The organism is Clostridium tarantellae (assembly GCF_009295725.1).
In the GTDB taxonomy this organism is placed as follows: Bacteria; Bacillota; Clostridia; order Clostridiales; family Clostridiaceae; genus Sarcina; species Sarcina tarantellae.
Window position 1 is genome coordinate 1 of record NZ_WHJC01000104.1, and the last position, 11,054, is coordinate 11,054.

Annotated in this window: 16 protein-coding genes; 4 read left to right on the top strand and 12 right to left on the bottom strand. The window is 24.6% G+C overall.

Annotated elements, in window-relative coordinates:
• Nucleotides 1-187: 187 nt before the first annotated feature.
• The 7 genes from GBZ86_RS08335 to GBZ86_RS08365 form a co-directional block, all read right to left on the bottom strand.
• Nucleotides 188-505, bottom strand: coding sequence for a MazG-like family protein (locus GBZ86_RS08335; RefSeq protein WP_152889575.1), 318 nt, complete (start codon nt 503-505; stop codon nt 188-190).
• 151 nt (nt 506-656) lie between these two features.
• A complete protein-coding gene (rpsR, locus tag GBZ86_RS08340; protein WP_152889577.1) occupies nt 657-902 on the bottom strand; it encodes a 30S ribosomal protein S18 in 246 nt (81 codons plus the stop codon).
• 27 nt (nt 903-929) lie between these two features.
• Nucleotides 930-1,382, bottom strand: a complete 453-nt coding sequence (locus tag GBZ86_RS08345) for a single-stranded DNA-binding protein (protein WP_152889579.1) — start codon at nt 1,380-1,382, stop codon at nt 930-932.
• Nucleotides 1,383-1,395: 13 nt separating this feature from the next.
• Nucleotides 1,396-1,683, bottom strand: coding sequence for a 30S ribosomal protein S6 (gene rpsF, locus GBZ86_RS08350; protein WP_152889581.1), 288 nt, complete (start codon nt 1,681-1,683; stop codon nt 1,396-1,398).
• Between the two features lie 137 nt (nt 1,684-1,820).
• Nucleotides 1,821-2,027, bottom strand: coding sequence for a DUF951 domain-containing protein (locus tag GBZ86_RS08355; RefSeq protein ID WP_152889583.1), 207 nt, complete (start codon nt 2,025-2,027; stop codon nt 1,821-1,823).
• A gap of 12 nt (nt 2,028-2,039) precedes the next feature.
• Nucleotides 2,040-2,972, bottom strand: a complete 933-nt coding sequence (locus tag GBZ86_RS08360) for a mechanosensitive ion channel family protein (RefSeq protein WP_152889585.1) — start codon at nt 2,970-2,972, stop codon at nt 2,040-2,042.
• Between the two features lie 15 nt (nt 2,973-2,987).
• Complete coding sequence (locus tag GBZ86_RS08365; RefSeq protein ID WP_327444659.1) at nt 2,988-3,233, bottom strand: putative Se/S carrier protein; 246 nt, start codon at nt 3,231-3,233, stop codon at nt 2,988-2,990.
• 168 nt (nt 3,234-3,401) lie between these two features.
• On the opposite strand from GBZ86_RS08365, the gene GBZ86_RS08370 reads away from it, so the two are divergent.
• The 4 genes from GBZ86_RS08370 to yyaC all read left to right on the top strand — a co-directional run bounded on the left by GBZ86_RS08370 (nt 3,402) and on the right by yyaC (nt 6,990).
• Nucleotides 3,402-4,037 carry a LysE family translocator gene (locus tag GBZ86_RS08370; protein WP_152889589.1) on the top strand — a complete coding sequence of 212 codons (636 nt, stop codon included), beginning with the start codon at nt 3,402-3,404 and terminating at the stop codon, nt 4,035-4,037.
• A gap of 5 nt (nt 4,038-4,042) precedes the next feature.
• Nucleotides 4,043-5,209: an aminotransferase class V-fold PLP-dependent enzyme gene (locus GBZ86_RS08375; RefSeq protein WP_152889591.1), complete on the top strand. Its 1,167-nt coding sequence runs from the start codon at nt 4,043-4,045 to the stop codon at nt 5,207-5,209.
• A gap of 67 nt (nt 5,210-5,276) precedes the next feature.
• Nucleotides 5,277-6,341, top strand: a complete 1,065-nt coding sequence (gene ytvI, locus GBZ86_RS08380) for a sporulation integral membrane protein YtvI (protein WP_152889593.1) — start codon at nt 5,277-5,279, stop codon at nt 6,339-6,341.
• Between the two features lie 52 nt (nt 6,342-6,393).
• The gene (gene yyaC, locus GBZ86_RS08385; RefSeq protein WP_152889595.1) at nt 6,394-6,990 is read left to right on the top strand and encodes a spore protease YyaC; all 597 of its coding nucleotides are present in this window, start codon (nt 6,394-6,396) and stop codon (nt 6,988-6,990) included.
• A 48-nt stretch (nt 6,991-7,038) separates the two neighbouring features.
• Here the strand turns inward: yyaC and GBZ86_RS08390 are convergent, their stop codons facing one another.
• The 5 genes from GBZ86_RS08390 to rsmG all read right to left on the bottom strand — a co-directional run bounded on the left by GBZ86_RS08390 (nt 7,039) and on the right by rsmG (nt 10,993).
• Entirely contained in the window at nt 7,039-7,536 is a 498-nt protein-coding gene (locus tag GBZ86_RS08390) for a DUF4446 family protein (RefSeq protein ID WP_152889596.1), read from the bottom strand.
• Between the two features lie 53 nt (nt 7,537-7,589).
• Nucleotides 7,590-8,459, bottom strand: a complete 870-nt coding sequence (locus GBZ86_RS08395; protein WP_152889598.1) for a ParB/RepB/Spo0J family partition protein — start codon at nt 8,457-8,459, stop codon at nt 7,590-7,592.
• Complete coding sequence (locus tag GBZ86_RS08400) at nt 8,452-9,231, bottom strand: ParA family protein (protein ID WP_152889604.1); 780 nt, start codon at nt 9,229-9,231, stop codon at nt 8,452-8,454. Before GBZ86_RS08400 ends, GBZ86_RS08395 begins: the two co-directional genes overlap by 8 nt.
• A 236-nt stretch (nt 9,232-9,467) precedes the next feature.
• Entirely contained in the window at nt 9,468-10,250 is a 783-nt protein-coding gene (gene noc, locus GBZ86_RS08405) for a nucleoid occlusion protein (RefSeq protein ID WP_152889600.1), read from the bottom strand.
• Nucleotides 10,251-10,273: 23 nt separating this feature from the next.
• Entirely contained in the window at nt 10,274-10,993 is a 720-nt protein-coding gene (gene rsmG / locus GBZ86_RS08410) for a 16S rRNA (guanine(527)-N(7))-methyltransferase RsmG (protein ID WP_152889602.1), read from the bottom strand.
• Nucleotides 10,994-11,054 lie beyond the last annotated feature (61 nt).

Here is an 11,054-nt window from a genome sequence, read left to right on the forward strand (position 1 = left end):
CCCTCACTGGATGTTTGTTAATTTTTGAAATTTTAATATTAAATTTACAAAAATGTCTAAACTCTCTGAGTCTAAAAATATAAATACTTTTTTTCTATTTTTAATATAAACAAATACTTATTTAAATATCCTTTATGAACTATAATCAATATTATTATAAATTATTTTATTATCTAAGAATAATTTATTATCTTCTTTCCTTCAAATGATTAAATAATTTAGTTAAATTATTACCTTTTTTTTCCAATTCATCTTCCTCTACTATACCAACTTTTAAACTTTTTTTTATATTTTCATCTACTTCTATTGCTGAATATCCTAATTTATCTGCTAAAACATATAAAAGTATTATTAATGATGCTATGCAATCAACAACGGAGTTTTTTACAACATTAGTACCTTTAGTTAATATTAAAAATAATTCTCCAAGTATACATATTATTTGTGCTTTTATTTCTTCTATTATTTTAATATCACCCATAATATTAAAATCATCTTTTTTCATAAAACCCCTCCTATACTCCTCCTATATATATTTATTTTAGTTTTTTTTCTATTTTTATGCAATATAAACAAATTCAATACCTAATATCTTAATATTTTAATATTACTAATTATGCAAAAAACCCCTGACATTGTCAGGGGTTATAAAACCATTACTCAGTTGTGAATGGTAATAAAGCTATATTTCTTGATCTTTTTATAGCGTCAGTTAATTGTCTTTGATGCTTAGCACAAGTTCCTGAAATTCTTCTTGGTAATATTTTACCTCTTTCAGTAATGTACTTCTTTAATTTTGGTACATCTTTGTAATCTATTGACTCGGCTTTATCAACACAGAAGATACAAACTTTTTTTCTTGCTCTTCTCATTTTTCCGCCTTTTCTCATTTCTCTGCTCATTACGTGTCCCTCCTTACTTAATATGAATTAGAATGGAATATCTCCATCATCTATTGGCGTCATATCATCATTGTTAAATGACGGCTCGTTAAATGAATTGTTTGGTACAAATCCTGTAGATCCAAAGTCATTTCCTGGATTATTATTACCAGAATTTCCTCTATTACCACCATTACCAGAATCAATAAAATCAAAGCTTTCAACTACAACATCTGTAGTATATCTCTTCGTTCCATCTTGAGCATCATAACTTCCAGTTCTAATACTACCAGCTACAGCTAATTGTCTTCCTTTTGTTATGTATTGTGCTATTGTTTCTCCAGTTTTTCCAAAGGCAATACAGTTTATAAAATCTGTTTCGTCTTTTTTAAATGGTCTATTTACTGCCAAAGTGAATCTAGCAACAGCTGTACCACTACCAGCAGCAAATCTTAAATCTGGATCTTTAGTAAGTCTACCGATTAAAACAACTTTATTCATTTAATATCACCTCTTAGTTCTCTTCTTTAACGATAATGTGTCTTATGATACCATCAGTGATTCTGAATACTCTATCTAACTCTTTTGGTAATTCTGGACTAGCAGTGAAATTGATTAATGTGTAGAATCCTTCATTAACTTTAGAAATTTCATAAGCTAACTTTCTTTTTCCCCAGAAATCAACATTGTCAACTGTTCCTGCACCGTTTTCGATAACACCCTTAAATTTTTCGATTAAAGCTTTAACAGCCTCCTCGTCTAATGATGGGTGTGCAACGAATATAGTTTCGTATTTTCTCATCATTTACACCTCCTCCCTTTGGCCTGTGGCTGTGCTTTACACAGCAGGGATTACAATTTAATATTTTAACATCAAAGAAAGTTTATTGCAACCCTCTTTAAATATTAATTTTTAACTTTAATTACAGTTTTTTAATTTTATATTTCATCAATCGGAGCATTAGATTTAATTATTTTTTTTACTCCTTTTTTAAATTTAATTCTTGGAATCATTACAATTCTACCACATTCTATACATTTTATCTTTATATCTGCACCCATTCTTATTATTTCCCATTGAAAGCTTCCACATGGATGCTGTTTTCTCATTTGTACAATATCACCTAAATAAAACTTATCTATCATATATTCACCTTCTTACTTTACACTTACTTCCTTAGATAAATTTACAATCTGAGTTTTAGGATAAGGTATTTCTATTCCTTCTTTATCTAAAGCTAACTTTAATTCTTTTCTTAACTCTCTTTCTATATTCCATTGTGTCATAGGTTTTGCTTTTCCTACAACTCGTATAGTTATTCCAGAAGGATTAAAAGACATAACACCTAATGCTTCTAAAGGTGATGTTATATTTTTATCAGTTTTATTCATTTTATTACATACCTTATTTATTATTCCTATTGCATAATCTATATCTGTTTCATAAGCTACTTCAACATCTACTAGAACTCTCATATCTCCCTTGCAATGATTAGTAACTATTAAAATGCTTCCATTAGGTATTATATTAACATCACCATTAAAATCTCTTAATTCTGTTGTCCTTAATCCTATCGACTCAACAATTCCTTGTATAGGAGTTGAATTAGCTATGGTTATATAATCACCTACTGCAAACTGTTCTTCAAATAATATAAATACTCCATTAATTACATCTTTGACAAAACTTTGAGCTCCTAAACCTACAGCTACCCCTCCTATTGATGCAAATGCCCAAGATATATTTCCAAATAAACTAGAAAGCATAGTAGTAATACCTATAAAATACACTGAATATTTTAATATGCTTTGTAATAATGTACCTATTGTATTTGCTTTTTTTTCATCCATTGAAAATTTATAATTACTTTCAATTTGCTTTTTTACAAGTTTATTTATTAATTTATTACCAACTTTTATTATTACCGCCATTAATAATATAATTATAGCTAAATGTATAGTTTTTTCTAACATTTTATCTAATGTATTTAAGTTTATTAATCTCTTATCCCCTATGTATAAACTTTCTCCTGTACTTTCTGCTACAATATGAAACTTTAAAAAACTATCTAGTAAAAAACTTTGCACCATATTTATCCTCACCTATTATTTAAATACTTGGAATCCTGATTGGTCCTTTACATATATATTCTTAAAAGTAATCTGCTTATTACTAATTAATATATCTATTTTAGATAATTCACATTCTTTAAATCTTATACTAATTCCACAACTTTTAGTTATATAAGTTGGTGTTGGCATTATCATAAACTTTATATTATTTTCTTTAAAAATCTTTTCTCCCGCCATTGCTTCATGAGTATTATTAAAAACAATTATAAAATCTTTCACCATTAAACATCCTTTCTTGATTATAAATATTATATTTATAATTAGTATATCTTATATGCTTAAAATGTAAAAGTGTAACCATTTTTAAGTGAAATATATTTAATTTTGTCTTATAATATTAAATATATTATTAAAAATTTTTAGTACTTAGTGAAAGAGGATAATTATATGGGTTTATTTTATACTAAAGCAATACTTTCAGGATTATCTACTGGCATTATAGTAGCAATTCCTTTAGGTCCTGCTGCTGTAGAGGCTGTTTCTCAATCTTTAAGTAACGGTTTTAAATCCGGATTTAAAGTTTCGTTAGGAGCAATTACAGCTGACTATTTATATATTATTCTAATAAATTTTGGATTAGTTCAACTTTTAAGTGTTAATAATAAAATAGAAAGTTTTTTTTGGATAATATCAGGAATAATACTTTTGTTAATTAATTTATTAAATAAAACTAATGCAAAAGAAAATTATGATGTAAGGTCTAACTCTTTATCAACTTTTTGGAATGGTTTTTTAATAACTTTTATAAATCCAATGACTTTATCTCTTTGGATGGCTATTAGCGCTACTGTTATTAATATTTGGAGAAATTCAGGAAATATATTTCTTTTAATAGCAACTACCTCCATGTTTTGTGGTACATTGGTTTGGTTTATAATTTTAAATTTTTTAGCTGCTCGTGGTGGTTCTATTGTAAAAAAAGATTTAACTACTAAAACATCTCTTTTAGTAAAATTTTTTATGATATTTTTAGGCCTAGCATTTATATTATATGGCTTATTTAAATTAATAATTATGAGGTAATTTTTATGCAAAAAATATATTTTGATAATGCAGCTACGTCATATCCTAAACCTAAAGAAGTAATTGATTCTATGATGAATTACATGATTAATTATGGAGGAAGTGCTAATAGAGGCTCTTCCTCTATTTCATTACATAGTAATAGGTTAGTTTATGAATGTAGAAATGAATTAAGTAATTTTTTTAACTTTAAAAAATGTGAAAATGTAATATTCACTAATAATATTACTTCTTCCATAAATATGCTTTTATTAGGAATAATAAAACCTAATTGGCATATTATAACTACATCAATGGAACATAATTCAGTTATAAGACCCTTGATTAACATAAGCAATACTTTAGAAAATGTTTCTTTAGATATTATTAATTGTGATAAATTAGGATTTATTAGCATAAATGATATAAAAAATAAAATTAAATCTAATACTAAATTAATAATATTATCCCACGCTTCAAATTTAGTAGGAAGTATTCAACCAATAAAAGATATAGGAAAACTTTGTAAAGAAAAAAATATATTTTTAATATTAGACTCTGCTCAAACAGCTGGAACTATTCCTATTGATATAAAAGCTTTAAATTTAAATGCTTTAGCTTTTACAGGTCATAAATCTTTATTAGGCCCTCAAGGAATAGGAGGTTTTATAATTGATGATTCACTAAATGAAATTTGCAACCCAATATTTCTAGGTGGTACTGGTAGTAATTCATCATTACTTATCCCACCATCAACCTTACCTGATAAATTTGAATGCGGAACTCTTAACACACCTGGTATAGTAGGACTATTAGAAGGAATTAAGTTCATAAATAAAACTGGTATAAAAAATATTAAAGAAAAAGAAGAATATCTTTGTAAAAAAGCTTTAGAAGAATTATTAAATATGCCTAATATTAAAATTTATGGAACATTTGATGAAACAAAAAGAACTTCTACTATTTCTTTTAACATTAATAATATAGATCCTAGTGAAATTGGCTATTTATTAGATTCTGAATATAATATAACTTGCAGAACAGGTCTTCATTGTACTCCTCTTGCTCATAAAACAGTAGGTTCTTACCCTAACGGCTCTATAAGAATAAGCCTAGGTTATTTTAATACTATAAATGAAATAAGATATTTTATTGACTCTATATATAAAATTACAAATAAAGCAATCAACTAAGAGATAAATTCTCTTAGTTGATTGTTTAGATATCTTAAAGTTTTATATGAAATAAGGAGGTATTTTAATGGATTTTTTTTTAAATAAAATTGAAAAATTAGTTATATTTTTTATCATTTATACCTTAACTTTTTTAATTTTTTCATTAACACTGAAATATACTTTACCATTTATATTAGCTTTTTTATTTACTTTATTTCTAAAATATCCAACTCAATTTTTAATAAAAAAACTTAAATTTAAATCTTGGATAGCTTCTTTGCTAGTTACTATTTCTTTTTTTAGTATAATTACACTACTTACTACTATATTAATAGTTTCATTAGGAGCTGAAATTGGTAACTTATATGATTATCTTCAAAATATACTTTCAAAAAATACATCTTCCATGTATAATTATTTGTCCAAAATAGAATCATGGCTAAATAATTTAAATTTAAATATTAATCCAGACTTTTGGGTAAATATAGAATTGTATCTTCATAATTTATCAAAAACATTATTAAGTAATATTATAAATTTAAGTTCTTCAATATTACAATATTTATTTAAATTTCTAGGATATATTCCTTATGTAGGCATGACAATAGTATGTACATTATTAAGTACTTACTTTTTCACTAAAAATATATCATCTAATAAAAACATTTTAGACAAGCTATTACCTGGAAAAGTTTCCCCTCAAATAAAAAATGCATTTACTCATGCAAAAAAAATGTTATTTAATTATTGTTTATCTTATTTATTTCTTATATCTGTTACCATGATTATAACCTTTATTGGTTTTTTATTTTTTAAAATTAAATATGCTTTAGTTCTAAGTATTTTAGCAGGGTTATTTGATTTGTTACCTATATTAGGAACTATAATGATTTATTTACCTTTAATTTTTTATTATTTTCATAAAGGTAACTACTTTTTGGTTATTTCATTAATAGCTTTATATGCTCTAGTTACAATAATTAGACAAATATTAGAACCTAAAGTTGTTTCATCTTCTTTAGGAATAAATCCTGTATTTTCATTAGCCGCATTATTTATAGGACTACAATTAAATGGATTTATAGGAGTTATATTCTGTATGTTTTTAATTATATGCTATACTGTTTTAAAAAAAGTTGATTTAATATAAGTATAAACCCCTAGCAATTGGTAAATAATTACTATTAAAAGGAGGTTTTTTTATGGATAATTCTCTATATATAGATTCATTAAATTCAAAATCAATATTTTTAATTAGAGACTATTTAATCAACGAATTATCAACTGTTATTAAAGATAATAGACCCATTGTATTTTTTTGTGTAGGTAGTGATAGATCTACAGGTGATTCTTTAGGTCCTTTAATTGGTGAAAAACTTAAATCATTTTCTAAAAATAATTTATATATTTATGGTACATTAGAAAATCCAATACACGCTCAAAATATATTAGATACATTATCTTATATAAAAAACACTCATAAAAAAGCTTATATTATTTCTATAGATGCTGCATTAGGCTCTATTGATAAAGTAGGTAAGATTTTAATTGAAAAGAAACCATTACATCCTGGTTTAGCATTAAATAAAAATTTGCCTTCTATAGGTGATTTAAGTATCTTAGGCTTTGTTAATATATCAAGTAATTTAGAATTTATGGTTCTTCAAAATACTAGATTATATACCGTTATGAATTTAGCAAATACAATATCTCATGGAATACATCATTTTATATTAAAAACTACTGGTCAAAAGAAATCTTCTTGTAATATAGATAAAATTTTAGAAAAAATTTTATAATATAAAAAATAACTATGAATTTTTCATAGTTATTTTTCATTCTAATTCTTATTTATTAATGGCATCATTAAGTACATGGAGTTCTTCTTCTGATAAATCATATCTAGATATTCCCTTATCAATAGGTTTAGCATAAGTAGTACTTTCATATCTTGCATAAATTCCAGTTAATATAACTCCATCATTATTTTCATCTAATAAAGCAACAGAAAAACTTAAATCACTACCTACATCTGCAAATGCTTTATATCTTATAACTGAAAACTTTTGAACACATTTATTTATTTTTTTATTTAATAAATCATTTTGTTTAGTCATATTTCTAGAAATTTCTTTAACTTCATCTACTTTATCTAAATATGAAATTACTAATTCTTCTATATTTTTTCCATTAGCTCCTCTCATTAATTTTCTATATTTTTTTTCTAATTTACTTGTAGTATTAAATAATACTATTATCAATATGAACTGTATTAATACAATGAAAGCTATTCCTATCAATATATATTGTCCATACTCATTTAATAATCCCATTACATTTTGCAAAACATCATCATCCCTTCTTATATAAAAAATATATAAATGTTTCACGTGAAACATTACATATTTATAATATCTAATATCCTTTGTAAATCTTCTTCTGAATAATATTCTATTTCTATTTTTCCTTTGTTTTTATTAGAATTAATATTTACTTTAGTACTAAAATACTCCTGTAATCTATCTCTTACTTCTTTATAATATGGATTTAATGGCTTTCTTCTTTCAACTTGAATTTTATTTTTAAATTCATTAATTATTTTTTTTACAATTTTTTCAGTTTCTCTAACTGATAAAGAATCATCAATAATCCTTTGCGATAATTCATATTGTTTTTCTTTTTCCAATGGTAATAAGCATCTACCATGACCTTCGGAAATTATTCCTTGAATTATATACTCTTTAACTCTATAATCTAAATTTAATAATCTTAATGTATTAGTTATAGAAGTTCTAGATTTTCCTATTTTTTTTGATAATTCTTCTTGAGTTAATTTATAATCATTTAATAATTTTTGATAGGCTAAAGCTTGCTCTATAGGATTTAAATCTTCTCTTTGTATATTTTCTATTAATGAAATTTGTAATAAATTTGAATCACTTAAATTCATTATTATAACTGGCACTTCATTTAATCCAGCTAATTTAGCAGCTCTCCATCTTCTCTCACCCGCAATAATAGAATAAAATTTTTCTTCTTTTTTTACTATTAATGGCTGAATAATTCCATGTTCTTTCAATGATTCTGCCAGTTCCATTAATTTATTGTTATCAAAAAATTTTCTAGGTTGTTTTTCATTAGCTTTTATATTATTTATTGATATATTAATTGAAAAATTTTTTTGTGAATTTTCATTATTATTTTTTTCTAAATTATCATTAGGAATTAATGCTTCTAATCCTTTCCCTAATCCAAACTTCTTAGCCATCTATTTTCACTCCTTGCTTAATCAAAAATTCGTTGGTAACATTTTCATAAGCTTTCGCTCCTTTACATTTATCATCATATAGAACTATTGGCAATCCAAAGCTTGGTGCTTCTGCAACTCTTATATTTCTTGGTATAGTATTTTTATATAATTTATCTTTAAAATAATCCTGAACTTCTTTGTAAACTTCGTTACTTAAATTTGTTCTAGAATCATACATTGTCATTATTACACCTTCAATACTTAATTTCTTATTAAGAGATTTTTTAACTAAATTTATAGTATTAATTAATTGCCCTACACCTTCTAATGCATAAAATTCAGCTTGTATAGGGATTAAAACACTTTCTGCTGAAACTAATCCATTTATAGTTAGAACACCTAAAGAAGGGGGACAATCTATAAAAATATAATCATAATTATTTTTAACTTTTTCTAATTGTTTAGATAAAATAAATTCTCTATCTTTATTATTTATCATTTCAATTTCAGCACCAGCTAAATCCATTCTTGAGGGAATAACATGCAAATTTTCAATTAAATTACTTTTATATATTATAGATTCAATTTCTTCTTCATTAGTTAACAAATCATATATAGTTTTTTCTAGTTTTCTTTTATCTATTCCCAAACCACTAGTTGTATTACCTTGTGGATCTATATCTATTGCTAAAATTTTATATCCAGCCATAGCTAAATATGCACACATATTTATATTGGTGGTAGTTTTTCCAACTCCACCTTTTTGATTAAATACACATATAATTTTCATCTTCTCTTCAAGAATAAATATATCATTCTTGAATAACACCTCCCTCCATATATATTTATTATATAGTTTTATTTTACATATTTAAAGAACAAACATATTAAAAAATGTATAAATGCTTATAAAATTGATTAAAGTAAAATTAATTTAATTTTTAAAATATGCACTTCTTAATGAATTTTATAAAAAAAATCATTATGTTTCACGTGAAACATAATGATTTTCAAATAAATTTTATATCATTTTTTATTTTTGGGTATGTTTACTACTATTTCAATATAATCTCCACAATCTTTAGATTTATACTCTGCTGGAATTTTAAATTTATCAAAAATTTGCTTTATTGAATTAACATAAATTTTTGTAGGAAATGAACCTAATATTTTCTTTTTACCTTTAGAATTTAATTCTTTTCCTGCAATTTTTAAAAGTTCCTTATTTATTAATAATTCAGTTTCTTTTACATTTAAATTTTTCTTTACTACATCTTTAATTACTTTTAATTGCAAATCCTCTGTAGGTAAAGATAATAATGATCTAGCATGTCTTTCTGTTAATTTATTATATAAACATATTTCTCTTATATTTGAATTTAATTTTAATAATCTTAACTTATTTGCAATAGTAGATTGCTTTTTTCCCATTCTATCAGCTAATTGTTCCTGTGTAAATTTATGAAAGCTTATCAAATTATAATAGGCCTCAGCTTCTTCTATGAAATTTAAATCTTCTCTCTGAAGATTTTCTAATAACGCAACTTCAGCTGACTCTTTATCTGTTATATCAATAATAATACACGGAATGTTATTAAGTTCAGCTACTTGCGATGCTTTCCATCGTCTTTCACCAGCAACTAATTCAAATTTATTTTCTTTTTTTCTTACAGTAATAGGTTGAATAACCCCATATTGTTCTATAGATTGTGCTAATTCTATTAAAGAATCTTCATTAAAATATTTCCTAGGTTGATATTCATTCGGCACTATTTTATTTATTGGAATATAAACTATTTCTTTATGCATAACCCATCCCTCACAAACAATATTTATTTTAAAGGTTTTTTAGTAATTGACCCTGCTTTTCTAGGATATGTTTTGGGAGTTTCTTTTATTTTTTTTACTATAACTAAATTATGCTTTAAATCTGAACCTTCTATATTAACTTCTAAAACTCCTTCTAATTTTCCGCCTAAAGTTCCAATAGCATTTTTAGCATTTTGTAATTCTTCTATAATATTAGGTCCTTTTAATGCTATAAAATATCCACCAATTTTAACATATGGCAAACAAAACTCAGATAATATACACATATTTGCTACAGCTCTAGATGTTGCTATGTCAAATTTCTCTCTTAATTCTTTTTTTCTTGCTCCATCTTCAGCTCTTGAATGAATAGTAATTACATTTTTTAAATCAAGTGAATTTTTAACAGTATTTAAAAAATTAATTCTTTTATTTAAAGAATCTAGTAATGTTACTTCTACATCATCTCTCATAATAGCTATAGGCAATCCTGGAAAACCAGCACCTGTTCCCACATCTATTATATTTTTAGCTTTTTTAAATTCTTCTGTACTAAAAGCTTTTATGCAATCAATAAAATGTTTTTTTATAATTTCTTCATCTTCAGTTATAGCTGTAAGATTTATTTTTTCATTCCATTCTTTCAACAAATCTTTATATATCAAAAATTTTTCATATTTATTTTCATCAAAATTCATTTTTACAGAGTTACAAGAATTTTTCATTAACTCAAAGTACGGCATTAAAATTCCTCCAATATTTTTATTTAAATTTATCAACAATGTATGTTAATAAATTATATTT

Excerpts from the sequence above, each read along its gene's own strand:
- GBZ86_RS08335 (WP_152889575.1), bottom strand. The coding sequence starts at position 505 with ATGAAAAAAGATGATTTTAATATTATGGGTGATATTAAAATAATAGAA.
- rpsR (WP_152889577.1), bottom strand. The coding sequence starts at position 902 with ATGAGCAGAGAAATGAGAAAAGGCGGAAAAATGAGAAGAGCAAGAAAA.
- GBZ86_RS08345 (WP_152889579.1), bottom strand. The coding sequence starts at position 1,382 with ATGAATAAAGTTGTTTTAATCGGTAGACTTACTAAAGATCCAGATTTA.
- rpsF (WP_152889581.1), bottom strand. The coding sequence starts at position 1,683 with ATGAGAAAATACGAAACTATATTCGTTGCACACCCATCATTAGACGAG.
- GBZ86_RS08355 (WP_152889583.1), bottom strand. The coding sequence starts at position 2,027 with ATGATAGATAAGTTTTATTTAGGTGATATTGTACAAATGAGAAAACAG.
- GBZ86_RS08360 (WP_152889585.1), bottom strand. The coding sequence starts at position 2,972 with ATGGTGCAAAGTTTTTTACTAGATAGTTTTTTAAAGTTTCATATTGTA.
- GBZ86_RS08370 (WP_152889589.1), top strand. The coding sequence starts at position 3,402 with ATGGGTTTATTTTATACTAAAGCAATACTTTCAGGATTATCTACTGGC.
- GBZ86_RS08375 (WP_152889591.1), top strand. The coding sequence starts at position 4,043 with ATGCAAAAAATATATTTTGATAATGCAGCTACGTCATATCCTAAACCT.
- ytvI (WP_152889593.1), top strand. The coding sequence starts at position 5,277 with ATGGATTTTTTTTTAAATAAAATTGAAAAATTAGTTATATTTTTTATC.
- yyaC (WP_152889595.1), top strand. The coding sequence starts at position 6,394 with ATGGATAATTCTCTATATATAGATTCATTAAATTCAAAATCAATATTT.
- GBZ86_RS08395 (WP_152889598.1), bottom strand. The coding sequence starts at position 8,459 with ATGGCTAAGAAGTTTGGATTAGGGAAAGGATTAGAAGCATTAATTCCT.
- GBZ86_RS08400 (WP_152889604.1), bottom strand. The coding sequence starts at position 9,231 with ATGAAAATTATATGTGTATTTAATCAAAAAGGTGGAGTTGGAAAAACT.
- noc (WP_152889600.1), bottom strand. The coding sequence starts at position 10,250 with ATGCATAAAGAAATAGTTTATATTCCAATAAATAAAATAGTGCCGAAT.
- rsmG (WP_152889602.1), bottom strand. The coding sequence starts at position 10,993 with ATGCCGTACTTTGAGTTAATGAAAAATTCTTGTAACTCTGTAAAAATG.